At 70.0% G+C, this 25,923-nt stretch carries 22 protein-coding genes and 4 tRNA genes; 9 read left to right on the top strand and 17 right to left on the bottom strand.

The annotated features are described in order from the left end of the window. Window position 1: 1 nt before the first annotated feature. From F5972_RS25230 to F5972_RS25215, 4 genes are all read left to right on the top strand, one after another. Window positions 2-1,654 (top strand): fatty acid CoA ligase family protein, encoded by a 1,653-nt coding sequence (locus tag F5972_RS25230; protein WP_150936519.1) that lies wholly within the window; start codon window positions 2-4, stop codon window positions 1,652-1,654. Continuing rightward, a complete protein-coding gene (locus F5972_RS25225; protein ID WP_150936517.1) occupies window positions 1,654-2,643 on the top strand; it encodes an NAD-dependent epimerase/dehydratase family protein in 990 nt (329 codons plus the stop codon). Before F5972_RS25230 ends, F5972_RS25225 begins: the two co-directional genes overlap by 1 nt. Beyond that, complete coding sequence (locus F5972_RS25220) at window positions 2,640-3,557, top strand: alpha/beta fold hydrolase (RefSeq protein WP_150936515.1); 918 nt, start codon at window positions 2,640-2,642, stop codon at window positions 3,555-3,557. The genes F5972_RS25225 and F5972_RS25220 overlap by 4 nt, the downstream gene beginning before the upstream one ends. A gap of 157 nt (window positions 3,558-3,714) precedes the next feature. Beyond that, a complete protein-coding gene (locus F5972_RS25215) occupies window positions 3,715-5,250 on the top strand; it encodes a S8 family serine peptidase (protein WP_150936513.1) in 1,536 nt (511 codons plus the stop codon). Window positions 5,251-5,361: 111 nt separating this feature from the next. On the opposite strand, the gene F5972_RS25210 is transcribed toward F5972_RS25215, so the two are convergent. The 12 genes from F5972_RS25210 to F5972_RS25155 form a co-directional block, all read right to left on the bottom strand. After that, the gene (locus F5972_RS25210; RefSeq protein ID WP_150936510.1) at window positions 5,362-6,609 is read right to left on the bottom strand and encodes a cellulose binding domain-containing protein; all 1,248 of its coding nucleotides are present in this window, start codon (window positions 6,607-6,609) and stop codon (window positions 5,362-5,364) included. A 449-nt stretch (window positions 6,610-7,058) separates the two neighbouring features. Further along, window positions 7,059-8,060, bottom strand: coding sequence for a PaaX family transcriptional regulator (locus F5972_RS25205; protein ID WP_150936509.1), 1,002 nt, complete (start codon window positions 8,058-8,060; stop codon window positions 7,059-7,061). Window positions 8,061-8,188: 128 nt separating this feature from the next. Then, a complete protein-coding gene (locus tag F5972_RS25200; protein ID WP_150936507.1) occupies window positions 8,189-8,416 on the bottom strand; it encodes a hypothetical protein in 228 nt (75 codons plus the stop codon). An 83-nt stretch (window positions 8,417-8,499) separates the two neighbouring features. Further along, the gene (locus F5972_RS25195; protein WP_150936505.1) at window positions 8,500-9,438 is read right to left on the bottom strand and encodes an acyl-ACP desaturase; all 939 of its coding nucleotides are present in this window, start codon (window positions 9,436-9,438) and stop codon (window positions 8,500-8,502) included. A 159-nt stretch (window positions 9,439-9,597) separates the two neighbouring features. After that, window positions 9,598-11,253 carry a glycoside hydrolase family 44 protein gene (locus F5972_RS25190; protein WP_150936503.1) on the bottom strand — a complete coding sequence of 552 codons (1,656 nt, stop codon included), beginning with the start codon at window positions 11,251-11,253 and terminating at the stop codon, window positions 9,598-9,600. Window positions 11,254-11,643: 390 nt separating this feature from the next. Continuing rightward, the gene (locus F5972_RS25185) at window positions 11,644-12,540 is read right to left on the bottom strand and encodes an MBL fold metallo-hydrolase (protein ID WP_150936501.1); all 897 of its coding nucleotides are present in this window, start codon (window positions 12,538-12,540) and stop codon (window positions 11,644-11,646) included. Beyond that, window positions 12,533-13,462, bottom strand: a complete 930-nt coding sequence (locus tag F5972_RS25180; protein WP_150936498.1) for an SMP-30/gluconolactonase/LRE family protein — start codon at window positions 13,460-13,462, stop codon at window positions 12,533-12,535. The genes F5972_RS25185 and F5972_RS25180 overlap by 8 nt, the downstream gene beginning before the upstream one ends. A gap of 71 nt (window positions 13,463-13,533) precedes the next feature. Then, complete coding sequence (locus tag F5972_RS25175) at window positions 13,534-14,415, bottom strand: helix-turn-helix transcriptional regulator (protein ID WP_150936496.1); 882 nt, start codon at window positions 14,413-14,415, stop codon at window positions 13,534-13,536. A 222-nt stretch (window positions 14,416-14,637) separates the two neighbouring features. Beyond that, entirely contained in the window at window positions 14,638-16,302 is a 1,665-nt protein-coding gene (locus tag F5972_RS25170; RefSeq protein WP_150936494.1) for a hypothetical protein, read from the bottom strand. 556 nt (window positions 16,303-16,858) lie between these two features. After that, window positions 16,859-16,926 (bottom strand) — tRNA-Phe (locus F5972_RS25165). Between the two features lie 84 nt (window positions 16,927-17,010). Further along, a complete protein-coding gene (locus tag F5972_RS25160) occupies window positions 17,011-17,424 on the bottom strand; it encodes an HAD family hydrolase (RefSeq protein ID WP_150936492.1) in 414 nt (137 codons plus the stop codon). A gap of 34 nt (window positions 17,425-17,458) precedes the next feature. Continuing rightward, window positions 17,459-18,037: a TetR/AcrR family transcriptional regulator gene (locus F5972_RS25155; protein ID WP_150936490.1), complete on the bottom strand. Its 579-nt coding sequence runs from the start codon at window positions 18,035-18,037 to the stop codon at window positions 17,459-17,461. Window positions 18,038-18,150: 113 nt separating this feature from the next. Between F5972_RS25155 and F5972_RS25150 the strand changes: the two genes are divergently transcribed. Beyond that, window positions 18,151-19,230: an amidohydrolase family protein gene (locus F5972_RS25150; protein WP_225311841.1), complete on the top strand. Its 1,080-nt coding sequence runs from the start codon at window positions 18,151-18,153 to the stop codon at window positions 19,228-19,230. A gap of 345 nt (window positions 19,231-19,575) precedes the next feature. Here F5972_RS25150 and F5972_RS25145 read toward each other — a convergent pair. The 5 genes from F5972_RS25145 to F5972_RS25125 form a co-directional block, all read right to left on the bottom strand. Continuing rightward, a tRNA-Phe gene (locus F5972_RS25145) sits at window positions 19,576-19,652 on the bottom strand. A 20-nt stretch (window positions 19,653-19,672) separates the two neighbouring features. Then, a tRNA-Asp gene (locus tag F5972_RS25140) sits at window positions 19,673-19,747 on the bottom strand. 108 nt (window positions 19,748-19,855) lie between these two features. Then, a tRNA-Glu gene (locus tag F5972_RS25135) sits at window positions 19,856-19,928 on the bottom strand. Next, window positions 19,929-21,548 (bottom strand): metallophosphoesterase family protein, encoded by a 1,620-nt coding sequence (locus F5972_RS25130; protein WP_150936486.1) that lies wholly within the window; start codon window positions 21,546-21,548, stop codon window positions 19,929-19,931. It abuts the tRNA gene before it with no gap. Further along, a complete protein-coding gene (locus F5972_RS25125; protein ID WP_150936484.1) occupies window positions 21,535-22,194 on the bottom strand; it encodes a TetR/AcrR family transcriptional regulator C-terminal domain-containing protein in 660 nt (219 codons plus the stop codon). Before F5972_RS25125 ends, F5972_RS25130 begins: the two co-directional genes overlap by 14 nt. Before the next feature lie 27 nt (window positions 22,195-22,221). Here F5972_RS25125 and F5972_RS25120 point away from each other — a divergent pair, with 27 nt between their 5' ends. From F5972_RS25120 to F5972_RS25105, 4 genes are all read left to right on the top strand, one after another. Further along, window positions 22,222-23,298 (top strand): ATP-binding cassette domain-containing protein, encoded by a 1,077-nt coding sequence (locus F5972_RS25120; RefSeq protein WP_150936482.1) that lies wholly within the window; start codon window positions 22,222-22,224, stop codon window positions 23,296-23,298. Then, window positions 23,295-24,128, top strand: a complete 834-nt coding sequence (locus F5972_RS25115) for an ABC transporter permease (RefSeq protein WP_150936480.1) — start codon at window positions 23,295-23,297, stop codon at window positions 24,126-24,128. Before F5972_RS25120 ends, F5972_RS25115 begins: the two co-directional genes overlap by 4 nt. A 12-nt stretch (window positions 24,129-24,140) precedes the next feature. Then, window positions 24,141-24,482 carry a metallopeptidase family protein gene (locus F5972_RS25110; protein WP_150936478.1) on the top strand — a complete coding sequence of 114 codons (342 nt, stop codon included), beginning with the start codon at window positions 24,141-24,143 and terminating at the stop codon, window positions 24,480-24,482. Window positions 24,483-24,633: 151 nt separating this feature from the next. Further along, complete coding sequence (locus tag F5972_RS25105; protein ID WP_150936476.1) at window positions 24,634-25,923, top strand: MFS transporter; 1,290 nt, start codon at window positions 24,634-24,636, stop codon at window positions 25,921-25,923.

The raw sequence follows: 25,923 nt of genomic DNA, 5'->3' as shown, positions 1-25,923 counted from the left end.
GGTGACCACGCAGGTGACTCCTCCGAGCGGCTCCGGCCCGGCCGAGCCGGTCAGCGAACTGATCGTCCGCGCCGAACGCTGGTTTCGCGAGCAGCCCGACGTCATCGCCTGCCAGGTCGGCGGCCGTCGCCCGGCGGCCACCACCTACGGGCAGCTGTCGCGGTCGGTGGACCATGCCGTCGCGGTCCTCATGGAGGCAGGGATCCGCCCGGGCATGCGTACCGCCCTGCTGGTGCCGCCGGGCCCGGAACTGGGCGCGCTCGCCGTCGCCCTGTTACGGCTCCGGGCGGTGCCCGTGCTGGTCGATCCCGGGTTGCCGCTCGGCGCGATCAAGCGCTGCCTGCGCCAGGCGGCGCCCGAGGCGTTCGTCGCGATTCCCGCCGTACAGATGGCCAGGAGACTGCTGCGCTGGACCCCGGACGTCCGCGTCTCCGTCACCGTCCCCGCGCGGCTGCCCCGCGAGGCGGAATCCGGCTTCGGGCCGGGCGGGGTGGATTCGTGGCGCCATGCCGGGCCGGACGACCTGGCGTTGATCGCGTACACCTCCGGATCCACCGGCCCGCCCAAGGGCGTGCCGCTTCGGCACCGGCACCTGGCCGCGCAGCTCACCCTGCTGGGCGAACTCGGCACGGTGGAGCCGGGAACGCCGGTGTTGTCGACGTTCGCGCCGTTCGCCCTCGGAGCGGCGGCGTTCGGGGCGACCGTGGTGATCCCGGACATGGACCCGCGGCACCCGGTGCGGGCCGACCCGGCCGCCCTTGTCGCCGACATCCGGCGCTACCGCGTGGCCGGGATGTTCGCCGCTCCCGCGCTGCTGGACCGGCTCGCGCGGCACTGCGCCGCCCGTGATCTGGTGCTGGACACGCTCGGCGACGTGGTGTCCGCCGGGGCGCCGCTGCCGATGCCGGTCATGGACCGCCTGCGCGGCTGCCTGCGCGACGACGCGCGGGTGTTGTCGGTGTACGGCGCCACCGAGTGCATGCCGGTGGCCGCGATCGAGAGCCGCCCGCTCGCCGGGCACGCTGCGGCCACCGCCGCCGGGGCGGGCACCTGCCTCGGTCTCCCGCTCCCGGGCGCCGAGGTGCGCGTCATCGCCCTCGGCGACGACCCCGTCGAACGGTGGAGTGACGATCTGGTCGTGCCGCCGGGCGCCATCGGAGAGATCGTCGTGGCCGCCCCCACGGTCAGCGACCCCTACCTGGACGATCCGGCGGCGACCGCGCTGGCCCGGATCCGCGACGGGGACCGCGTCTGGCACCGGATGGGTGACGCCGGCCGCTTCGACGAGCAGGGCAGGCTCTGGTTCGCCGGACGCAAATCGGAACGGATCCGCGCCGTCGGCGGCGACCTGCACACCGACCAGGTCGAACCCGTCTTCGCCGCAGTGCCCGGGGTCCGCCGCACCGCGCTGGTCGGCGTCGGCCCCGCCGGCGCCCAGCGTCCGGTCCTGGTCGTGGAGCGCGAACCGGGTTTCCGGGACGACGCTCGCGTGACAGCCGGCATCCTGAGCGTGGCGGCCCGCCATCCGCACACCGAGGGGATTCGGGACGTGCTGTTCCATCGCGGGTTCCCGGTCGACGCCCGGCACAACAGCAAGATCCGCCGGCACGAGCTCGCCCGGTGGGCCGCGCGGCGCGTACGGGCAGGCCGGTGATGAGGGTCCTGGTGACCGGGGGCGGCGGCTTCCTGGGCGAGGCCGTCTGCCGGCGGCTGGTCGCCCGCGGTGACACCGTCCACGCACTTCAGCGTCACCGAAGCCCCGCGCTGGCGGCGCTCGGAGTCGCCCAGCACCTGGCCGACGTACGCGACCGCGCTGCGGTGACGGCCGCCGTCGCCGGGTGCGAGGCGGTCGTGCACTGCGCCGCGAAGGCCGGCGTACACGGACGGGACCGGGACTACGAGGAGGTCAACGTGTCGGGAACGCGGAACGTGCTGGACGCCTGCGCGCGTCACGGGGCACGCCTGGTCCACACGTCCTCACCGAGCGTCGTCCACGACGGGCGGGACCTGGAGGGTGTGGACGAGTCCGTGCCGTACGCCGACCATTTTCCCGCCGCCTATCCACGGACCAAGGCCGAAGCCGAGCGGCTCGTCCTCGCCGACGCGGCGGCCGGGCGGGTGACGGCGGTCGCGTTGCGCCCGCATCTCATCTGGGGGCCGGGAGATCCGCACTTCCTGCCGAGGCTGGTGGCGGGGCGCCGTCTGCTGTGGCTGCTGGGCGAGACCGACAAGACCATCGACACCACCTATGTGGACAACGCCGCCGACGCCCACCTGCTCGCGCTCGACCGCTTGCGTCCGGGCTCACCGCTTGCCGGCCGGGCCTACTTCGTCGCCCAGGGCGAGCCCTGCGGCTTCGGGGAGTGGCTCAACCTGCTGCTACGCGCCGCCGGGCTGCCTCCAGTGACCCGCCGGGCTCCCGTCCGACCGGTCCTGCGGGCGGCCCGGCTGCTGGAGCGGGTCCGCCGGTCGCCGTTGACGCGGCGCCTGCCCCCGCTGCTGTTCCTGGTGGAGCAGGCCTCGACGGCGCACTGGTTCGACATCTCCGCGGCCCGTCGCGATCTCGGCTACCGGCCCCGGGTGAGCATGGCGGAAGGACTGGCCCGGCTCACCGCCCACCTGTCCGCGAGGAGCGCCCGGTGACCGGATTCCCGGACTATCCGTTCACCTCCCGGTGGTTCGCCCACCCCCGACTTGACGGCCTGCGCCAGCACTACCTGGACGAGGGGGCGGGGCAGCCGGTGCTGTTCCTGCACGGGAACCCGTCCTGGAGCTACCTGTGGCGGCGGCCGATCCTCGCGCTGCGGGAGGAGTTCCGCTGCGTCGCCCCCGACCACATCGGCATGGGCCTGTCGGACAAGCCGGGGGCCGGCCGTTACCCCTACGACCTGGCCGCCCGGGTGGACGACCTGGACGCCCTGACCGACCACCTCGTCGGCGACGCCGGCGCCCCCGAACAGGGGTGGACCCTCGTCCTGCACGACTGGGGCGGGCCGATCGGCATGGCCTGGGCCTGCCGCCACCCCAACCGGGTCGCCCGCCTCGTGCTGCTGAACACCGCGGCCTTTCCCAACCCGCACGGCGAACGCGTACGTCCGCTGCTGCGCTTGCCGTACCGGATATTGCGGGACACCCGGCTGGGCACCCGCCTGTTCCTGCGCCACAACCTCTTCGCCCGTGGCGCCACCTGGCGTCCGCTGGGGGTACGGCGCCGGATGGCGGCTCCGGTGCGTTCGGCGTTCCTGGCCCCCTACGACCGGCCCGAGCACCGGGTGGCCATCCAGCGCTTCGTCCAGGACATCCCGTTGCGCCCCGGCGACCCCTCCTGGCCTCTCCTCCAGGCCACCGGTGCGTCGCTGGGGCGGTTCGCCGACCGGCCCACGCTGATCGCCTGGGGAATGGACGACCCGGTCTTCGACCGCGCCGTACTGGACGAATGGCGGCGGCGTTTTCCCGCCGCGCGGATTCGCTTGTATCCCGGCGCGGGTCACTACCTGCTCGAAGACGCCCACGCCGACCTCGTCCCCGCCATCCGCTCGTTCCTGCTCGCCCCTTGAACGGCCGTCAGTGAACTCTTGAACAATTCTCGATCGAGCTGTTACCGTCACCAACCAACCCGAAAGGCTGGATTAAGGGCGATTTCGGACTCTCGGAGTTAGGGCCGGCCAGAGCGCGGCGATGGGTGCCGCAACCCCACTGTTCAAGGAGCAACACATGCAGCATGCCCTGCCCAAGCGACGCCTCGCGGCCACCGCCGCGGCGTTCGCCATGGTGGGTGCCGCCTTCCTTGGAGGCGTTACCGACTCGGCCAGCGCGGCTACCCCCGGCGAGCCGACGTCGACACCGGTCAACGTGGACTTCCCCGACGGGATGCTCATGAGCTACGTCGTCAACGCCCGGATCGCCAACCCCGGCCAGACGCGTCTCGTCGAGCGCGCGGTCGAGGCCGCCGGAGGGGTCGTCGTCCAGTCCTGGCCCGCGATCGGCGTGGTCGTCGCCCACTCAGACCGTGCGGCCTTCCGCGCGAACGTCACCGCCAAGGGCGGCAACGCGGTCGCCTCCGTCGGCGCCACCCGTACGGCCGGGGTCTCCGAGGGGACGCCGACCGACCTGGCCCCGCCGTGGGGTCCCGGCGCCGGCGGGTACAAGAAGGGTGCCAAGAAGCCGGACAACGGCGACATCCCGTCTGACCCGCAGCCTGGCGCGAGCCTCGACCCCAACGAAGGGGTCCAGTGGGACATGCAGATGATCAAGGCCCCGCAGGCGCAGGCGGTCTCCGACGGCAACCGCAACGTCCTCGTCGGGGTGCTCGACAGCGGCATCTCGCCGGCGCACCCGGACCTCAAGGCCAACATCGACGTCGCGAACTCGGTCAACTGCACCGACGTCGGCCGTCCGGACCAGACGCCGCTGGCGTGGCGCCCGACGACGAGCGACCACGGTACGCACGTCGCCGGCACCATCGCCGCCGCCCGCAACAACATCGGCATCGTCGGTGTCGCGCCGAACGTGCGCATGGCGTCCGTCAAGGTCGTCAACAACGACGGCTTCATCTACCCGGAGTACGCCATCTGCGGCTTCATGTGGGCGGGCCTGAAGCACATGGACGTCACGAACAACTCCTACTACGTCGACCCGTTCGAGTTCTGGTGTGACGACCAGCCCGACCAGGCCGCCAGCAAGGAGGCCGTCCGGCGCGCCGTGGAGTGGGCCACCAAGCAGGGCGTCGTCAACGTCGCCGCGGCGGGCAACTCCAACTACGACCTGGCCAACAAGACCGTGGACAAGGGCAGCCCCAACGACGCGCCGGAACCGACCGTGCGCACGATCAACAACGGCTGCAGCGACATCCCGGCCGAGCTCGACGGCGTCGTGACGGTCGCGTCCCTGCAGCGCGTGGGCACCACGCTGGACAGCGTCCGGTCGTCCTTCTCCAACTACGGCCTCGGCAAGATCGACGTCGCGGCTCCTGGTTCGTCGATCTACTCGACGACGTGGAACACCCGGACGGGGGCGGACGGCTACGGCACCAAGAGCGGCACGTCGATGGCGAGCCCTCACGTCGCCGGCGTCATGGCGCAGATGAAGTCGGCGCACCCGTCCTGGACGCCGGCCCAGATGCTCGGCGAGCTCAAGGCACGGGCCGTGTCCAAGCCGTGCCCGCCGAACACCGCGACCTGCGCCGGCACCGCCGACGACAACGGCTTCTTCGGCACCGGTGTCGTCGACGCCCTCGCGGTCATCCAGTGAACTGACCCTCGTATCGCCTGAGTGACACCACGCTGGGCCCGCACCGTCATGCCGGTGCGGGCCCAGCGTCATGCCTGAGTCATGTGGTCGCCCGGTCGAGAGGGCCGAGGATCAGGTGGCGGTGCAGGTGACGGTGGCTCCGGCGCCGGTTCCGTTGCCCTGGAACCCGAAGTTGGTGCTCTGTCCGGCCGACAGCCGCCCGTTGTAGCTCTGGTTGGTGACGGTCACGGCGCCGCTGGTGCCGGTGTTGACGCCGTTCCACAACGAGGTGATCGTGGCTCCCCCGGGCAGGGTGAGAGCGACCCTCCAGCCGTTGATCGCGGCACCGCCCGCGGTGACGTTGACGTTCGCGACGAACCCGCCGGCCCACTGGTCCTGCACCGTGTAGGTCGCCGAACAGCCCCCGGTCCCACCGCTGGGTGACGGGGAGGGCGAGGGGCTGCCACTGGGTGACGGTGACGGAGAGGGGGACGGGCTGTTGCTGGGTGACGGGGAGGGAGACGGAGACGGGCTGCCGCCGAGCGTGAGGTTCTTCTGCTGAACCTGCCACTGGGTGTTGCACAGGCCGCAGTTGGCGCCGACGAAGTTGGTGCCGGCCGTCGTGTCGCCCTTCAGCCGCCACTTGAGGTACAGCACCGCCACGCGGCCGAACTCGCCGCCGTTGGTCTGGGTGTAGGTGCCGCCGTGTCCGACGTTCAGGTTGCCCATGAACGCGGGCAGTCCCGCCGGCAGCTTGCCCCAGTCGTCGATGGCGTTCGGGTAGGCGATGTCGCTCGGCCCGCCGATGAAGTAGGCGATCGGCTTCGTCAGCCGGCGGAGCTGGTAGTCGTCGGAGTCGTTCAGCAGGCCGCTGCTGAAGATGGTTGTCGTGGTGATACGCGAGTCGTTGGAGACGGCGTATGCCTCCAGCCCTCCGCAGGACCAGCCGCCTACAGCGATCTTGCTGGTGTCGAGCCTGCCGTTGTACTTACCGCCCTGGCGGCTGTTCTCCGCGACCGCCCAGTCGATGGACTGGGTGAGCATCTGGGAGGTCGTCGAACCGGAACCGTTGGGGCTGCCGCTGGCGATGACCAGGAATCCGTACGAGGCGATCTCGCGGAGGAAGGGCAGCTGCCCCGTCCCGTTCGCGGAACAGCCTCCGTTGCCCCATACGAAAATGGGCATTTTCTCGGAAGGGAGGGTTCCGGGCCGGTAGATGGTGTGGTTGGGCAGGCTGGTGGAGGTCTCGTAATCCGCCGGGTAGGGGCCCGAGCCACCGACCGCCGCGGCGGACGGCGTCGAGGCGAGCGCCACCATTCCAGCGCAGAGCGGGGCGACCGCGACCGCCAGTACCGCCCTGATGATCGAGCGTTTTCTCATTTCGCCTTCCGAAGGTGTCACGACGGCGCTCTGTGTCGGATGCGGCATGCGCGGCGCACGCCGACGGAGCCCGGCAACGACCCGACCACTTCCACGGCGGCCGGGCCGGTCGGCGCCGACCGAATCCGAGGATCGATATGGCGGGCCATCGACTGCAAAATGCGCTCCTGCCAGCCGAAACGAGCCGATGAGAGCAATGTGCAGTTAATATCACTGCGGTCACGAAAAGTGTCAAGCGATCACACTTGCCGCGTTGAGGCAGTACTCACGCAGACGGGAATCGCCCCGTACGCCGCCCGATCACGCGGACCTTCTGGACGGCGCCGCCCGCCGCCAGGGGAATGGGCCGACGGGTGCGGCTCCCGCCCAGGTCACAATGCCTGGACGGCCTGGCGTTCGGGTGGGGTCTCAGCGCGCGGCGGCCGGCCGGGAAGCCGACGGCCGCATGGTCACGAAACGCGCCCTGGCGGGGCGGCAGGAGTTCCAGTGAGTGAAAGTTTCCTGCGACCGGCCCTCGCCGCCGGGACCGAGACGCCGCTCTCCGACGCCTGGAAGTGGGTGATCCAGGACGCGGCGTCCGGCCAGTACGGAGTCACGACCTCGATGAGCCGCGCCTCGGCGAGCGAGCCGAGGGCGGAATGGATCTCCAGCATGAGATTTCTGGCAGCCTGGCAGGGCCACGGTTTCGGCAGGAGGTGCTCGGGGAGGTTCGGGTCGATGTCCGGAAATTTCCGCCAGGAATCCATGACGGAGGTCCGGGCCACCAGCGCCCGCGTCGCGTCGATCTCCCCGTTGCGTACGGCCACCCGCAGGTCCGAGTACCGCGCGATGAAACCCTCGTAGGCGGAGGCGAGACCGGCCAGATCGTAGGCGGCGGCCGGACCGTGCGGGCCGGCCTCCTCGTCGAAGCGGGCGTGCATCACCGACCACCGGCTGCCGTCGACGCCGTCCAGGACGTCGTGGAGCGCCCGGGTCACCGGACCGGAGTCGGTTCCGGGACGGATCCACACACTGTCGTACAGCCGCGCGAAGCCCAGCGACCCCAGCGCCTTGCGTACCGCGTGCCGTGGGGCCTGGCCGGACTGGGGGACCGAGAAGGAGACGGTCACCCAGTCGCCGGTCCACCGCGGCGGGTGTGCGCCGAAGCTCAGGAAATGATCCATCCGGGATCGGTGCCTGGCGATCGCCTGAGGCGTGAGGTGGTACACGGGCGGCCGCCCGGATCCCCGTACGGCGATCAGGCCACGCTTGGTCAGCCGGGACAACGCGGCGCGCGCGCTCGACTCGCTGATGCCGAACTCCCCGAGCATCGCGACCACCGCCACCGACGGAAGGTCGGCGTCCGACGAGTCGAGGTACTCACCGAGCAAGGTCGCGAGCAGGTGCTGCGGGGTGGGACCGGCCTGCGCCCGTGGGACTCCGACATCGTCCGGAGGTGCGTGGAGACTCACGTCATCAGCTTGCCCCACGACAACGCCCCTGCCGGACAACGGCCGGGGCGGCGGACGTTGCCGTCAGGGTTGCCATCGAGCACCTCGGGCTCTTCGTCGAACCCGAGGCCTGCTGAGCCGCGGTGGTCTCAGAGTTTGTACAGCCGCTTGAACGGTGCTGTGATTCGCTCCTGTCGCGACCGGAAGTCGACGAACACGGCGACGCCATCCTCTACGCCGATGACCACACCGAGGCCGTACCGGTCATGGGTCACCTGGTCGTTCACGCTGAACCGCTCGAGAGGCGGAGCAGGAGGCGGGGGTTTGAAGGGACTTGTGGACAGGTGACGGCGGTGCTCGCCGCTGGCTGCGTTCATCGTCTCCAGTATGTGCCGACTGTGGGACCGCTCGCACCCTAATGCCCCAGATGATGCCGTTTTCGTCCTTCGGTCGGCCTGTTTCAGGCTTCGGCCCTCGCCCGCCGGGCCTCGCGTCGCTCCTCGAAGCGGGTAGCGGCCGCGTCGAGCTGAGCCAGGAAAGCCGACAGCTCCTCGCGGGCCTGCTCCCCCTCGGCGTCGAGCCCTTCGATGTCGAAGGTCTTCCACTGCCGCAGCACTGGCAGAAGGACCTCGTCAGAGTGCTGTCGCAGGTCGTAGATGCCCGCCATGGCGATCGTCACCGACTTGCGGGCGAAACCCTCCATGCCCTGGCCCGGCATCTGGAACGACGTCACGACATCGGTGACGGCTCGCATGGTCTGCGAAGGGGCCAGCTCGAACGCGGCGGCGAGCAGGTTCCGGTAGAAGACCATGTGGAGGTTCTCGTCGGCGGCGACCCTCGCGAGCAGCCTCTCGCACACCGGGTCCCCCGACACCCTCCCGGTGTTGCGGTGGGCGATACGGGTGGCGAGCTCCTGGAACGAGACGTAGGCCAACTGCCGGAGCATGCCGTCGTACTCGGTGGCGAAGCCGTTCTGCATGTGACTCATCCTGGCCCGCTCCAGCGCGACCGGATCGACGGCCCGGGTGACGGTGAGGTAATCACGGATGGCGACCCCGTGCCGCCCCTCCTCCGCCGTCCACCGGTGCACCCACGTGCCCCAGGCGCCGTCCCTGCCGAAGGTCGTGGCGATCTCGTGGTGGTAGCTCGGAAGGTTGTCCTCGGTCAGCAGGTTGACGACGAGCGAGACCCGGGCGGCCTCGGAGATCGAGGAGTCCTCCGGCGACCAGGCCTCGCCCTCCAGGACTCCGTCGAACGTCCGGCCCTCGCTCCATGGGACGTACTCGTGCGGGAACCATTCCTTCGCCACCGCGAGATGCCGATCCAGCTCCCGCTCCACCACGGGTTCGAGCTCCAGGAGAAGCTCCGTCTGGGTGAGCGGACGAGACGCGATCGACATGGACGACCCCCGAGACATACGACTACGTAACGTGGCCAGCCTAAGTGCCCTGTTCACGGAGACGCGTCCCGGAGCCGGATCTCTGAGCGCAACTTCTTCCAGTTTTGACGATGCGGTGGCAGGCCGGGGTTCGCCGGGTTCGACGCCCAGGGGGAACCGTCAACGCCGGTGGACCGGCAGGACCAGCAGGGTGATCGAGTTCGCCGGGTACGTCGCGGTGACCCGGCCCTGGTGCACCGTGAGATCGTTACCGCGCACGATCGAGTTGAGATCAGCCGGGCTGTAGGTGAACCGCTGCGCCCTGGCGTTGCCGTGCAGTCCGGCGACCGACAACGGTGAGGTCAGCTCACCGCCGGTCTTGTTGACCACCATCAGGGTCAGCGCCTTGTCGCGCGAGCGCTGCGCCCCGTACACCGCCAGCTGTCCCTGATCACTGCTGGTCGCCGACACGCTCACGTCACCGAACCGGCTCCCCGCGCCGTCATAGTTGCGATACATCCGGAACGCGTAGGCGCCGGGCTGCGTCGGCTGGGGCTCGTCCCAGATGGTGGCGAGGTCGAGACCCTCGCGCCCGAAGATGCCGAGAACGTCGGCCTGCGCCAGTGCGCCGTTGATGTCGTCCAGCGCGCCCCAGTTGTACTCGGTGATCGCGGTCTTCGTGCCGGGGTAGTACTGCGCGACCCACTCCTTCATCTTGCGGATGAACTGCAGCGGCGGCGCGTTCACGCCCGTGGGGCCGATCCAGGACTCCTCGACGTACGTCGGGTCCCACAGCGAACGCGTGGACCGCAGCCGCCACGCGTTGGACTCGGGGTCCTTCCCGCCGTTGATCTGGGGGTAGTAGTGCTGGTCGAAGTAGTCGAGCATGCGCTTGCCACGGTGCGCGTCGCTGTAGTCCTTCATGTTCTTCAGGAACCACTGCGACAGGTTGAGCCCGCCGTGCGCGGCCGCGTCGGCTCCCGGCGCACATCCGTCCACCCCGGACGCGACCCACTCGCAGTATCCCCAGCCGGAGGGGCCCAGCACCGCCGCGGTCGGGTCGGCGGCCTTGATGGCCGCGGCGGTCGCGGTGCTCTTGCTGCCCAGCTCGTCGTACGAGACCGCCTCGGGGTGCACGTCGCGGTGCGTGGAATTCCACAGCACCGGCTCGTTGTCGAGCTCGTAGATCGACACGCCGCCGCGCGCCGCCTTGCCGAACCGGCTCACGAGATGCGACACCATCTCGCCGTCGAACGAGGCGCCCACCGGGATCGAGGTGTCCTCGGGCACCGCCCCGGTGAGGTTCGCGTTGTTGAGCCTGCCGTTGCCGCAGCCGGCGTCCCACTGGTCGAATCCGTCCTGAGCGGGGAACCGGCTGGCGGGGAATCCGCAGGCGAACGGGTGCTGGTCGGGCGAGTCCTTGGCCACCCACCCGCTCATCGGCACGGTGACGACCTGTTTGGTGCCGCGGTCCCGGTTGGTCTTGACGAACGCCTCGACCGTGTTGTCGGGCCCGGCGACGATGTTCTCGAAGTACCAGTCACTTCCCGTGTTGTAGGTGTGGTTCCTGAAGTTGTAACGCGTGGTCGAATTGCCGCCCCAGCGCGCCACCGGCAGGCCGATCTCGGCGGCGAACGCCGGGTCGGCGCCGTTCATGCCGTAGATGTCCGGACTGATCGCGTGCCGGGCGGCGGACAGGTCCACCGACAAGGTCGGGCCCGCCACGGCCAGAGCCGGGTCCAGGGCCGCCTGGGCGGTCAACGTCCCCGCCACGAAGGAGACCGCCACGCCGAGCGTCGTGGCCGATCGCAGCTTCCGCCGCCGTTGAGCACCCATCCTCGACGCTCCCGTCAATCGATCCGTCGGTGACCAATCGAGGAGCCTGACCGGATGCTTCACACGAGTCAAGACACCGCGGTCGCGCGGAGATGGTCGGCAAGGCGGTACCAAGAAACCCTGACCCCTGACGTGGCACGTCTCCTGGTCAGGCCATGGCCACCCCATGACGACCCGGCGGCGGTTCAGGCGGACAGCCTGAAAGTTCCACACAGCCCCGAGCGACACAGCCAAGGCGGACGGGAGCCCCTCAGGTCTTCGCAGAGATCCTGCCGCCGGGCTTGCCGGCATCTACGAGCCGGTCAGGAGTCGTCGCCGATCAGTCAGCCGCACTCGCCGCAACGTCGGCCTCGTCGTCCTCGTCCTCGTCCTGCCGGACGGACGGCGCGGTCAGTAGCGGCTGAAGGGTGCCCACTCCCTGACGGCGTAGGACTCGCCGCACCGCTCGATCTCCAGCGCGGATCGGCCGCTGATGTGGGCCGGCAGGACCAGCGCGTTGGTATCGGCAGCCCAGTCGAGCAGGCGGCGCCTGGTCGCGTGGGCCTGGACCGGGTCCTCGCAGAAGCAACTGCCGTGGTGGTGGTGACGCAGTTGTAGCGGCGTGTGGATGATGTCGGCGGCGAACAAGGCCCGCTCGCCGCCGGATTCCAGTTTGATCACCGCGTGGCCGGGCGTGTGCCCGGGAGCGGCCTCCAGACGCAGGTTGCCGTCGATGACGTAGGAGTCCTCCCACAGATGCACCTGCCCGGTCGCGCGCACCGGGGCGATGCTGTCCTCGAAGGCGTACTCGTTGATGCTGCCCGCGATGCCCGGATTGTTGTCCGGGTTCCAGTGGTGGAAGTCGGCGGCCGGCATCAGATACGTGGCGTTCGGGAAGGTCGGCGCCCACTCGTCGTCGACCAGGCGGGTGTTCCAGCCGACGTGGTCAAGGTGCAGATGGGTGTTGACGACCAGGTCGACGTCCTCGGGCTGGACTCCGGCCACCGCGAGCCGGCCGAGATAGTCCAACTGCTGCCGGTGCCAGGGTTCGACCGCCGGACGGTTCTTGTCGTTGCCGATCCCGGTGTCGATCAGGATGGTACGGCCCTCGCTGCGCAGCACCCAGGTCTGCATGGCGACGTGCACCAGGTCGTCGTCGGAGCTCAGGTGATCCGGGACGAGCAGGTCGCGGTGCTCCTGCCAGGCTTCCTCCGGCATGGTCGGGAAGAAGTCCCGGGCCGGCATGATCGGGCCGTGGGTCTCCTCGACGCGGGTGACGGTGACGTCGCCGAGCTTGATCTCATGCATAGGGCGCTCCAATGGTGGCCAGGATCAGGTTGGGGTCGGTGGCGGTGAGGTAGGCGGCGTTGAGCACGTAGAGGGTCCGGCCGCGTACCGCCACCGAGGTGGGGTTCTGGAGTCCGGCGGTGAGAAGGGTCACGGCACGGCCGTCCGTGTCGATGCGCACGACCTTGTTCGGGGCGTTGAGGGCCGCGATGACCCGGTCGTCCCCGTCACCGGTGAAGGCGATGTCATCGATGCCGGCCAGGCCGGTGGCCTTGACCTGGACAGGTCCGGGGCGGCCCTGCCTGATCGGAATCCGGAGCAGGGTGCCCCGGTCGAGATTCGTGGCCCAGATCGCGCCGTGCCGTACCTTGATGCCGTTGGCGCCGAGGAATCCGGCCGCGGCAAGTTCCGGTGCCGACGACCAGGTCCGGGCGGGGCCACCGTGCAGGGGCACCGTGGCGATGGAGCCGAGGACCGAGTCGGTGAGGTAGAAGGTCTTCGCCGGTTCGTCGTAGGCCAGGCCGTTGGGCAGACCGTTCGCCGGGAGCGCGGCGATGCGCTGCGGTTTCCGGCCGGGTCGCAGCCGGTAGAGGCCGGTGGTCGCGGGGTCGCCGCTGGCGTAAAGGAAATAGAGCGTGCCGTCGGCGGTGCGGACGATGCCGGTGGTCAGGGCGAACCCGAGGGCCGGTGCGCCGCCGTCAGCCGGGGCGGGGAGGGTCGCCAGGATCCGGATCGTGCCTTCCGGGCTGATCGCGGCGACCTGGCGGGCGGCGGCGAAGGTGACATAGGCCGTGCCGTCCGGGGCGAGGGCGATGTTCTCCGGCTGCTGGCCCTTCGTCAGGTCGAAGTGCACGGCTATCCGGGACGTCGCCGCGTCCGACGGGGTTACGGTCGTCAGGCCGATTCCGGCGGCGATCGCGAGGGCGAGGAATCTGGTGCGCATACCTGGTCCTGTCTGTATGAGGGCGTGCGGCATCGGGCGCTCCGGTCGGAGCGCCTGGGGAATGTGCGAGGTCAGCTGGTGATTCGGGTACGCCGGGACGTTTGCCCTGTCAACACGCTGTGGACGAGCAGCGTCATCGCGGAGTGCGAGGGCGAGCCGGGTTCGGTGGTGGCGACGACCACTGCCTGGTCATCGGTGGTCCGCAGGGTCTGCTGGGTCACCCGCATGGCGCCCACCAGCGGGTGCCGCATCTCGTAGACCGTGTCGCCGTCGGTCTTGACGCGGTGGTCGGCCCACATCGTGGCGAACTCCGGGCTCTTGACCGTCAGCTCTCCGACCAGCGCGGTCAGTAGCGGGTCGTCCGGATGGCGGCCGGAGGCCATGCGCAGGGTCGCCACGACGCCCCGGGCCTTCGCGGGCCAGTCGGTGTACAGGTCGCGGGTGTGCGCGTCCAGGAACACCAGGCGGGCCATATTGGGCCGCTGCCGGGGTGTCTCCGGGCCCTCCGGGGCCAGATGGCCGGCGTACAGGGCGTGGCCCGGCGTGTTCCACGCCAGCACGTCGCCGCGCCGGCCGAGCACCAGCACAGGCACATCACCGAGCACCGCGACCAGTTGACGCGTCGCGGGGCTGACCCGTTCGGGCGCGGCACGGCGTACGGTGCCCCGGCGGCGGCCGGCGGCGGCCAGTTCGTGCAGGTGCCGGCGTTCCGCGTCGTCCAGACGCAGCGCCCGGGCCAGCGCGTCAAGCACGTCGGGCGAGGCGTTGGGCGCCTGGCCCTGCTCCAGCCGTGAGTAGTACGACGCGCTCACACCGGCCAGCAGCGCCAGTTCCTCCCGGCGCAGCCCGGGGACCCGACGCCGGTCACCGTAGGTGGCCACCCCCACGTCCTCGGGTCGCAGCTGAGAGCGCCTTGTCTGAAGGAACTCCCCGAGCTGTCGTCTGCTGTTCATGGCTCACAGTATTCGCGACCGATTCGCGGGCCAGCCACACTCTGCCAGGGACAGGCACGGTCTCGGTCGTGACGGGAGTGCCGCGGCACAAGCCCCCTGCAGTCGACTGTCATTGGAGATGAAAAACGCCCCGGAGCAGGATCGCTCGGGGGCGTTTGGCCTGTTCAAGGGTGGCGGTCAGGGGCAGGGCCGAACCGCCGACCCTCCGCTTGCCAGGCGCGATCAGGCGGGCCGGTCATTGACCGCCGCGCAACTCACGATCGCGCTCGTCCGCTGGCCGTTTCGGCGCGTGAGCACCCATATGCCCTTTGCGTTGAAGCGGATCCATGCCTCGTCATCGTTGAGCCCCCGTATCCAGCCGGCCGACACGCCACCGAATATCCGCACGCCCTTGTCCTGCTCCAGGAACTCGATGTACCCCTTGTCCTCACCTGATCCGCGGACCTCTTTGGTGATCACGCTGTTCACGTCGGCCTTGTCAGCGAACACCGATCCCCAGTCCTGGCCGGCTCCCTTGCGCACGTTGAGGCCTTCCTTAGGAAAGCTGATCCATCCGTCATCGGCATTCCGTCCCTGCACCCACTTGGTATTGATGCCGTTCAGGTCGGCTTTGTCGGCGTGCACGGTTCCCCACGCACCGCTTCCCTGACGAACATCAAGCCCGTCCTTGGGGAAGGTGATCTTCCCGTCGTCGGCGCTCCTCCCCTGCACCCACTCGGTGTTCACACCATTGAGATCGGCCTTGTCAGCGAACACCGTTCCCCAGTCCTGGCCGGCTCCCTTGCGCACGTCCAGACCTTCCTTGGGAAAGCTGATCCATCCGTCATCGGCGTGCCGTCCCTGCACCCACTTGGTGTTGACACCGTTCAGGTCGGCTTTGTCGGCGTGCACGTTTCCCCACGCCCCGCTTCCCTGACGGACATCGAGCCCGTCCTTGGGGAAGGTGATCTTCCCGTCGTCGGTGCTTCTCCCCTGCACCCACTCGGTGTTCACACCGTTGAGATCGGCCTTGTCGGCCGTCACGGTCCCCGGCCCGCCGGAGTCGCCGAAGATCTCCACCCCGGTGCCCGTGAAGGTGACGCGCCCCTTGTTCGCCGTCCCCTGGACCCAGGGGGTGTCGATGCCCGTCGTGGCGGTGAGGGTTTCCAGGACGGGATAGCGAACCTGAACGGTCGTGGTGAGGAAGTGCTGCTTTTGTGTGGTGGGGTCGGTGGCGACCAAGATGTAGGTGGTGGCCCGCTTCGGGGCGTCGGCCGGCGACCAGGTACGCGTACCCGGGGCAATGGCCGCGTGTCCGCCGGGGAACCGGATCTCGTAGCCGAAGTCGCCGGACCCGTCCCAGCTCAGCGTGACGTTTTCGCCGGAGTCCAGCATGGCCTTGTCCGGGCGGAAGTCACGCGGTGCCGGAATCTCCTTGGCAGCGGCCTTGACCACCGGCACCGCCGCGTCGCTGACCTGCCACCCTCTACGGGTTCTGATGGTCTCGGTCACCATCAGCACGGCCACCCCGGCGGAGGGGGCGACGGTGACGTTCTCCAGAGTCAGCACCATGTAGTCACCCGGTGCGAAAGCTTCCAAGCGCCCACTCTGGGTGGTGACCTGGAAGACATCGACGCCCCGCGGCTGGACGATCACCGACTCGGTGTCCGCCTGAGGACCCGACTGGGTGTCGGTGTACTCGCCCCTCGGATTGATCGTGCCGATGTCCCGGGTGAGGTGACCGGCGCCGTCACCGACGGGCACCTTCACCTCGATCCTCACCCAGGGCACCGTCTTCCCTGGGTTGGTGACCATCAGATACACCGTTCCCGTGGACGGAGAGCGCCCGTCTACTGACGCCTCCAGGGATGTCGGGTCGGTGAGGAGGGTGTAGGTCAGCGCGGTCAAGGCCACAACTCCTTCTCTGGGCAGACAGCACAGGTCGATGCCCTGCGCACTACGAGAGGACCCGGCCGGGCAGAACAGACGGCGGCACGGTTGAGGCGCCTGGAACCCGTCGTTTGTGACACCCCGCAGAAGATCGCCTCTCCCAGAATCCAAACGCCAGGATGGGAGCCCAACAAGAGCACTCAAGGGGGCCATAACGGGGCGCTTCAGCAATATCCTCGCCGCCTTGACAAGAATCCGAACCACGCTCTGACGGCAGCGTCGCAAACGCCCGCCGGCCGCTACAGCGCGATGACCAAGTCCGAGCTGGAACGATGTCCGGTCTATATCCGGATGATGTCCCGCCGGGCCGGGCTGTGAAGAACGAAATCCCGGGCCTTTGATCGCCCCCAACCCCGTACGACGACCGGCCCACATGGCGATCATCATGCTGTGGCCGCTCGGCCCGTCCAAGAGCTGGAGCGTGGCCGATTGCATCGACTACCGACCCAAGCACATTGTGGAAACAAAAAACCCCGGGCCATGATCGGCTCGGGGCGTTTGGGCTGTTCAATGGTGGTGGTCAGGGGCAGGGTCGAACTGCCGACCTTCCGCTTTTCAGGCGGACCAATCGCCCTGCTCCCCCGGTCCGTCCCGAGGTCAAGGGTGCTGCTCGGATGTCGATGCGCGCTCATGGTGGCCGACGTTGTCGTCAGCGTTGTCGTCACATCAGCCCTGGCGCTCGAGAACCTCCATGGCTTGCAGTACGTCGGTAACCACGTAGTCGGCCTGGTGGTCGACTCCGGGCCAGGCGCCTCGGTCGATCCAGGTCGTCCGGAGGCCCTCGGCCCGTCCGCCGGCCATGTCAGCGGTCAGGTTGTCACCGATCATCCATCCGCCCTCGGCGAGAGCCACGCCGCAACGCTTGGCCGCGATCTCGAACAGGCCGACGTCGGGTTTACGGATGCCCTCCAGCCCCAACAGGGCATAAGCGTCTACAGCCTCGGCCAACCCTGTCTGCTGGATCTTTCCAAGCTGGTTATCCGCCGTCCCGTTGGTGATGATCGCGACTCGCCACCCGGAAGCGCGTAGCCCGGCCAAGCCATCCAGCATTTCAGACCGACAGCGCACGAGGTATGGCATCCGCCCGCGGTAGCGACCGATGCCGGCCAGGGGGTCATGGCCTGGTCAGCGGAATGAGCACCTCATCGACGATGGAGGCGATCTCGCCGGAGTCCACGAGACCGCCCTCCCATGCCTGGAAGAGGATCAGGCGCGGCCCGACTGAGACGATGCGCGGGGTGAGGCTGCCGGGTGCGGCTTCGCCGCGTTCGACCGCCTGGCGCAGGACGGACAGCAGTACTTCCTGGTGCGGGCGGACCACCAGCCGGTGGACCTGCTCGAACAACTCGGGATGGCGGTGGCGGTGGGCGATGAGCGGGAGCAGCGCGCGGCCGCGCGGCTCGTTGAGTGCCTGTACGAAGTGCTCGAGCAGGGCGATCAGGTCATCGCGCAGTGCGCCCGTGCCGGGCGGCGCCGGCGGGTCGCCGAACCCGGTCGCGGGGTCGCTCAGCGCGGCGAGGACGAGTTCGACCGGGGTGGACCAGCGCCGGTACAAGGCCGCTTTCCCGGTCCCGGCCTCGGAGGCGATCTTGTCGAACGTCAGCTCCTCGAAGCTGCTCCCGGCCAGTTCGCTCAGAACCGCCTGGAAGATCGCGGTGGTGAGGGCGTCTCCGCGGCGACGGGTGGGACTCATGAGGACGGATATATCACGTACTTCGCCGTGCTAGCCTCCATTAGTGAACAAAGTTGTTCCTTATTTAAGGCGGGCGGCCCATGTCCACTGACGGCAGGACAGCCTTGCGCAATGTGCGGGTCTTCGATGGCAAGCGGCTCGGCGAGCCCCGTACCGTCGTCATCGACGGTGCGCTGATCGGCGACGATCCCGCAGGGGCGGAGGAGATCGACGCGGCGGGGGCGGCGCTGCTGCCCGGGCTGATCGACGCGCATGTCCACCTGCACGACCCCGGGAATCTGGCCGCCCTGGCCGCCTGGGGAGTGACGACCGGACTCGACATGGCCTGCTGGCCGGCCGAGCGGGTGGCCTCGCTGCGCGAGACCGGAGGAGCGGCCGACTTCCGAACCGCCGGGCTGCCCGCGATCGGGCCGGGCGGCCACCACGCCCGCATGCCGGGAATGCCGCCGGAAGCCGTCATCCTGACGGCAGCCGATGCCCGGCGGCACGTCGAGGCGCGGGCGGCGGAGGGTGTCGACTACATCAAGGGCGTCGCCGAGGCCCCCGGCGAGGGCGGGCCGCCCGCGGACGCGCTGCGCGCGCTGGTGGAGGCGGCGCGCGAGTACGGGCTGAAGACGATCGTGCACGCCGCCACCCCGGGCGCCTACACCATGGCCGTGGAGTCGGGAGCGGAGTTCGTCACGCACACGCCGATCGCCGGCGGGGTCCGGGCGCGCGACGTGGCCGCGATGAGGGGCGCCGGCCAGAGGTCCATCCCGACGATCACCATGATGGAGGCGTTGCTCACCGCCTTCATGACCTCCGGCCCGCCGCCTGGGCGGGCCGACCACCTGGGGGAGGTGCTGGGCGATGTCGGCCGTCTGCACCGGGCCGGTGTTGAGATCCTCGCCGGGACGGACGCGAACGCCGAGTCGTCCGCGCCGGTGCCCGTGCCCCACGGCGAGAGCCTGCATCACGAGTTCGAGCTGATGGCGCGGGCCGGAATGACGCCGGTGGAGATCCTGCGCTCGGCGACCGTGCTGCCCGCCCGCGCCTTCGGCCTGGCCGACCGGGGCGCCGTCCGGCCGGGAATGCGGGCCGACCTGCTGCTGGTCAACGGCGACCCGATCCGGGACATCACGGCCACCCGCGACATCCGCGCTGTCTGGTGCGCCGGTCACCCCGTCACTCCGGCCACCGCTCGCGAACCCTGAACCTGAGCGGCTGCACGAGCGGAAGTTCCCGTAACCGCGGCGGCGTCGAGCAGGTCGAGGCAGTACCGCCACAGGCCGGCGACGGCCCCGCAGTCAACAACGGCGCTCGACGTACCGGTCGACCAGGAGGTGGCGTTCCTCACGGTGTACTCACACGCCCAGCACGGAGCCGAGTCTCCGTGCGTCCTGCTGTCAGCAGGCCATCCACTGTACGACTTCGCAAGCCGCATCTTCGAGAAGGTCCACAAAAGCAGCAGACAGCCCTGAGCATGGACCCGTTGTCGTCAGCAGAGATCGAAAACGCCCCGGCCGTGATCGGCTCGGGGCGTTTGGGCTGTTCAAGGATGGTGGTCAGGGGCAGGGTCGAACTGCCGACCTTCCGCTTTTCAGGCGGACGCTCGTACCAACTGAGCTACCTGACCTCGGCGGCTGCCGCCGTACGCGGTCCTGACGGGACTTGAACCCGCGACCTCCACCTTGACAGGGTGGCGAGCACTCCAAACTGCTCTACAGGACCTCTATGTCCGGGAGATTTTCGCTCCCGTGTTGTTCGGCTCGCCTAGCTTACCAGCTTCCGGGAGGTCTTCCGACCTTCCGTCTTCCGGTGCGCTCGACGCGCTCCACGTGCCCCCAACGGGATTCGAACCCGTGCCGCCGCCTTGAAAGGGCGGTGTCCTAGGCCGCTAGACGATGGGGGCTCAAGGCTTTCGCCCTGTTCCGTGACGCCTTCCGTCGGAGACCTCTGAAGCATAGGGGACGTTTGCCCCCGATGCCAAAGCGGTTGTCGACGGGGTGCCGCTGCCGCTCGCCGTCGGCGACGGCGCCTGCTGCGACTCCGGGAAAATTGTACGGCCCGGGTCCGGCTCGATACGACGCTGGCACTGGATCCACTGCTCACCGAGGCCGCCGACGGTGATGTCGTCCCAGGCCTCCAGCCGGTGGCTCTTCTTGTTGAAGTAGAGCACCGAGGCGGTGAGCGGCGTCGGCTCGTCGTGCTCCAGGCCGCGCAGGCCGGCGCCGCCCGTGGAGCCCTGGATCATCAGCCGGGTGCCCGTGGGCATCAGCTGGGTGGATCGGGCGTGGACGTGCCCGCTCAGGACCAGGGGGACGTACCCGGAGAAACCGCGGCCCACGGTGGGGTCGTGGACGGCCACGATGTCGGCGGGGATCCGGTCGGGGGCGGAGGTGGACTTCGACCGTGACCAGTCGCGGGGCGCCAGCTTCTGGGCGTTGGTCTTGCCGAGGTCGAGGAGGCTCTCGCTGGAGTCGCCGTCCACCTGGACGGCCTTGTCGGGGGTGAACCTCGGGTCGCCGATGCCGTAGACGGTCAGTCCGGCCACGGTGGCGGCGTCGCCGTCCAGCACGATCGCGTTCTTCTGCTTGGCGACCGCGTCCTGGGTGCTCTTGGAGTCGTGGTTGCCCCGCACGTAGACGTACGGCACCCCGAGCGAGCCGATCTCCTTGACGAACTCGTTCTCCGGCTTGGTGCCGTGGTCGCTGATGTCCCCGGTGTCGACGACGAACTGCACCTTGAACTGGTCCTTCAGCGACTTGATGACGTTCCAGCCGATCGGGTTGATGTGCAGGTCGGAGACGTGCAGCACCCTGATCGTGTCCGGGTCGGGGTCGAAGATCGGCAGGTTCGACCCGACCTCGTACAGCTGGGAGACGTTGGTCACCAGCTTGGTGAGCTGGCCGCGATACTCGGAGAACTTGGTCACGATCGACTCGGCGCTGCCGATCAGGGACGGCACGCCGGTGAGCAGCCCGGTGTACCGGGGCTCGGCGATCGAGCGAGGGTTGAACGTCAGCGCCGACACGCCCCCGAGGATCGCCACCATGGCCAGCGACGCGCCCGCGGTCCAGGCCGCCCGGGACAGTCGCCGGAAGACGACCAGGCCGGTCACGAACCCGGCCGCGACGGCGAACAGGGCCGCGCGTACGGCGAGCCGGCGCAGCCCCTCGATCACGTCGGTCTCGATGGTCGTCGGGAGCCGGTCGGCCCACCGGGGGTTCTTGATGATGTCCTCGGCCACGTCCGGGTGGACCGCCTCGATCGTCAGGCCGAGCCGTACCGGACCGTCGTGGGTGTTGAAGTTGAGCGTCCCGAGAGGCCGTACGTCGACGACGGTCTCCCCGTGCAGGGACGGCGAGATGGACATGCCGATGTCGGCGGGGCCGACCGGCGTGTCCACCCTGGCGCCGAGCGCCAGCCCGAGCCAGCCGCCGACCACCGCCGCCAGCACGACCGCGAGTACGGCGGCGGTCCGGCTGCCGGCCGCTTTCCGGGCGAAGGCCCTCACCTTAGAGATCTCCATCGTTTTTGTGCATACCCCGCGTCGCTTCGATACGCGTCCTCATCCCGGCCAGAATCAACGCCAGGCCGTGCTCGAAGGCCGCGTCGCTCTGCGGCGCGCCGGTGTCGGCCATCACCGCACGCAGGTGGGGGTACGGCGCGAGCGCCTCAAGCGCCTCCTCGAACGTGTCCTGGCCGGTCATGCCCCGCTCCTGGTCGGCCTGCTCCTCCAGCACGAACCCGCCGAGGAAGTTCCCGAGCGTGCCGATCCCCCACAACGCGTCCCTGGGCGTGAACCCGGCCCTCACCAGCGACTCCAGAATGGTCTCGGCGGTCCGCAGGGTCTCGGCACCGGGGTGGGTGCCCGCGGTGAGGCGGACCGTGTCCCGGTGCGACCTGAAGACGCGGCGCCGGCCGCGGAACCACTCCGCCAGCCACTCCTCCCACGGCTCGCCCTCGGCGAGCGGCCGCAGCGAGGGAGCCTCCTGTACGGCGATGGCGTCGGCCATCTCGTCCAGAAGCTCCTGCTTGCTGCGGAAGTGCCAGTAGAGCGCGGGGGCCTGTACGCCCAGCTCGGCGGCCAGCCTGCGCAGGGTCAGCTTCTCCAGCCCCACCTCGTCCAGCAACCGCAGCGCGGTGCTGACGATCGTGCCGCGTTCGAGTGCCACGGTTGACAGCCTAACCACGTCGGATCCATGCTTAACGGTGTTAAATTTAACGACGTTAAGGAGACGGCCGTGATCCAGGCGGAAGGACTGCGCAAGAGATACGGGCCCGCCGAGGCGTTGCGGGGCGTCGACCTCGACGTGCCGCGGGGCTCGGTCTGCGGGCTGCTGGGCCCCAACGGCGCGGGCAAGACGACCCTCGTGCGCATCCTCACCACCCTGCTGCGCCCGGACGGCGGCTCGGCCCGGGTGGCCGGCTGCGACGTGGTCCGGGACGCCGACCGGCTCCGCTACCGCATCGGCCTGGCCGGGCAGCACGCGGCCCTCGACGAACTGCTCACCGGGCGCGGCAACCTGGAGCTGTTCGGCCGGCTCCACCACCTGCCCCGCCGTACGGCCCGGAGCAGGGCCGGGGAACTGCTGGAGCGCTTCGGCCTGACCGAGGCGGCGGACCGGCCGGCCGGGACGTACTCCGGCGGCATGCGGCGCAGGCTGGACCTGGCGGCGAGCCTCGTCGTCGCGCCGCCCGTGCTCTTCCTCGACGAGCCGACCACCGGCCTCGACCCCCGGAGCAGGCTGGCCCTGTGGGACCTGCTGCGCGAACTGGCGGCCGAGGGCACGACGCTGCTGCTCACGACCCAGTATCTGGACGAGGCCGACCGGCTGGCCGACCGGGTCGCGGTCCTCGACGCCGGGCGGGTCGTCGCGTCCGGCTCACCGGCCGCGCTCAAGGCGAGGGTGGGCGGAGACCGGCTGTACGTGGCCTTCCGCGAGGCGGCCGACCTGGCACGCGGCGCCGAGGTGGTCCGCGACGCGCTCCCCGGCGGCCCCTCAGCAGGCCCGGGAGCAGGTTCCAGCGGGGGTTCCGAAGCGGGTCACGGCGTTGGTTCCGGAAAGGGACCGACCGGCCTCGCGGGCGACGCGACCGGCATCGAGATCGACCGCGGCGAGCGGCGGCTGGCCGTACCCGTCCCGGACGGGGCCGCCTCGCTGGTCAGGGTGGCCTCCGCCCTGAACGCCGCCGGCGTCGCGGTGGAGGACCTGGGCCTGCGCCGCCCGACGCTCGACGAGGTGTTTCTGCGGCTCACGGGAGCGGACGCGGCATGACCGTCACCATCGATCCCCCGGCCACCCGCCTCGGACGGCTGCGCTGGGGCCTGACCGACACACTCGTGCTGGCCGGGCGCGGTTACTCACGGCTGCGCGCCCAGCCCGCCGAGATCGCGGCCGTGCTGGTCTTCCCGGTCATCATGACCGTCCTGTTCGGGTACGTCTTCGGCAGCGCGATCACGCTGCCCGGCGGGGGCGACTACCGGAACTACCTGATGCCCGGCATCTTCATGCAGGTCATGGCGATGGGCGCGGTATCGTCCGCGACCGCGGTCGCCGAGGACATGGCGCGCGGCGTCATCGACCGGTTCCGCACCCAGCCCATCGCGCGCGGCGCCGTACTGGCCGGGCGCGGGCTCGCGGACCTCTCCCGGGCCCTGCTGTCGCTCGCCATGATGGCGCTCACCGGCCTGGTCGTCGCCGGATGGCGTCCGCACGGGAACCCGTTCCGCGTGCTGGCCGGGTTCGCGCTGCTCGCCCTGTTCGGCTTCGCCATGATGTGGGTGGGCACGTACCTCGGGCTGTTCGCGCGGAGCGGAGCGCAGGCGGACGGGCTGACGTTCTCCTGGGTGCTCCCGATGACCTTCCTGGCCAACGCGTTCGTGCCGCTGGAGGGGCTGCCGGGCTGGCTGCGGGCCGTCGCGGACTGGAACCCGATGAGCGCGGTCGTCTCGGCCGCCCGCGAGCTGTTCGGCAACCCGGGCTCGGCCGCCGCGTCCTGGCCGCTCCGGCATCCGGTGACGGCCGCCGTCTGCTGGTCGGTCCTGATCATCGCGGTGTTCGCACCGCTCGCCGTACGCCGCTACCGCACGGCCACCGCGCGGTGAAACGATGGGACGGTGATCGACGTCCCGCTGAGAAGGTTCGAGGAACTCGTGGCCGAGGCGCTGGACACCATCCCCGCCGACCTGGCGAAGGTGATGGACAACGTCGTGGTCGTGGTGGTGGACGACCCGCCCGAGCCCGGCCTCCTCGGGCTCTACACCGGCATTCCCCTGACCGAGCGGGGCGACTGGTACTCGGGGGTGCTCCCGGACCGGATCGAGATCTACCGCAACACGACGCTGGAGATCTGCGAGACCGAGGACGACGTGGTCGAGGAGGTCCGGGTCACGGTCGTCCACGAGATCGCGCACCACTTCGGCATCGACGACGACCGGTTGCACGAACTCGGGTGGTGACCCCAGCCTCCTGACCCGGGGATGACCGAACGCTTGAAAAAGCCCTCATCGGCGGGCACTGTAAGTGACATGGCGACCACGCATTGTCAGATTCTCTATCCGCGGCGAGCACCGGCGGCCGCCGCCGGCGGGGCGATCTCCGCGGAGTGAGATGGCGGCCACCGAACCCGGCAGGCTGTCCGGCCGGCACCGCCGTCCTCCCGAGACCCGCGTCACCTACCGCGAGGTCGTCGCGATCCCCGAGTTCCGGTCCCTGTGGCTCGGCCAGGGCATGTCGCTGCTCGGTGACCAGCTCGCCCAGGTGGCGCTCGCCGTGCTCGTCTACACCCGTACGGCGTCGCCGCTGGCCACGGCGTCGGTCTACGCGCTGACCTATCTGCCGCCCATCCTGGGCGGCCCCCTGCTGGCCGGGCTCGCCGACCGGTATCCGCGCAGGCGGGTGATGCTCTGGTGCGACCTGCTGCGGGCCCTGATGATGGCCGCGATGGCCGTTCCGGCCACGCCGTTCCCCGTGCTGTGCGCGCTGGTCTTCTGCGTGGTCCTGCTCGGCGCGCCGTTCTCCGCCGCCCGCGCCGCGCTGCTGCCCGAGGTGCTGGAGGGCGACCGGTACGTCGTGGGGTCCGCGCTGCAGAACATGACGAACCAGGCCGTACAGATGCTGGGTTTCGCCGCCGGGGGCGCCGCGATCGCCGTGCTGGGACCGTACCGCGCGCTGGCGCTGGACTGCGCGACGTTCCTCGGGTCGGCCCTGGTGATCGTCGCGGGGGTGCGCCGCCGTCCGGCGCCCGAGCGGGAGGACGGCGAGCGGCCGTCGGTGTGGCGGATGACGCGGGCCGGTGCCCGGCTGGTCTTCGGGGAGCGGCGGCTCCGCACGCTCGTGCTGTTCGCCCTGCTCTGCGGGTTCTACGTGCTGCCGGAGGGGATCGCCGCGCCGTACGCCGCGACACTGGCCGACGGGCGGGTGCCGGTGGCGGTGATCACGGGCCTGCTGATGGCGGCGATGCCGACGGGAACGGCGCTCGGGGCCTTCGTCTTCGGGCGGTTCGTCACGCCGACCGGCCGGCTGCGGGGAATGGGCTGGCTGGCCATGCTGACCTGCGCGCCGCTCGTGCTGTGCGTCGTGCGGCCGCCGCTGGAGGGCGTGCTGGCCCTGTGGGTGCTGTCCGGCGTGGGCGGGGCGTACCAGCTCGCGGCGAACGCGGCCTTCGTCCAGTGCGTGCCGCCGTCCGGGCGGGCCGCCGCGTTCGGGCTGGTGCAGTCGGGCCTGATGGCCGCCCAGGGCACCGGCATCCTCGTCGGGGGCGCCGCGGCCCAGCGGCTCGGTCCGGAGCCTGTCGTGACGCTGGCGGGGGTCGCCGGGCTGTGCGCCGCGGCGGTGCTCGCCGTGCTCTGGACCGAGTCGCGTACGGAGATCATCGCCAAGGTCCGGGCCGCCGCCTGA

The organism is Microbispora cellulosiformans (assembly GCF_008728085.1).
Taxonomy (GTDB): Bacteria; Actinomycetota; Actinomycetes; order Streptosporangiales; family Streptosporangiaceae; genus Microbispora; species Microbispora amethystogenes.
This window is presented reverse-complemented; position numbering and strand designations above follow the sequence as displayed.